Origin of the sequence: Methylophaga muralis (assembly GCF_001720165.1) — a bacterium.
GTDB classification, from domain to species: domain Bacteria; phylum Pseudomonadota; class Gammaproteobacteria; order Nitrosococcales; family Methylophagaceae; genus Methylophaga; species Methylophaga muralis.
Genome location: NZ_MCRI01000122.1, coordinates 1 through 364 on the forward strand (window position 1 = coordinate 1; position 364 = coordinate 364).

Genomic DNA, 364 nt, shown 5'->3' on the forward strand with positions numbered 1-364 from the left:
CTTGGCTTTTAAAGCCGGCTCATTGCCTAGCGGCAACTTTGCCGACTTAAAACCAACCTGAGAAAAAGCCCTTTTTGGGGTTAAAGTGGAACCGAGTATGCCGAAAGGGGCTATAGCTCAGCTGGGAGAGCGCCTGCCTTGCACGCAGGAGGTCCGCGGTTCGATCCCGCGTAGCTCCACCAACCTTTTTGATACGAACAACCAATCTCTGTCTAGGTGAATAGATACTTCAAAGTGAGCTTAATAAGTTTATTTTAAAGTGTTTAATACACTGCTCTTTAACAAAGCGGGAAGTAAAGTAAACAAGGCGCATTATTGTGTTGTCGTGAGACACGGCAATAATGCACGTAAAGAAACTTATGAC

The 364-nt window shown here is 45.3% G+C and carries 1 tRNA gene; it reads left to right on the forward strand.

Annotation, left to right across the window (positions count from 1 at the left end):
• Positions 1–106 precede the first annotated feature (106 nt).
• Positions 107–182: transfer RNA gene (locus tag A9E74_RS13905), tRNA-Ala, on the forward strand.
• Positions 183–364: the final 182 nt, after the last annotated feature.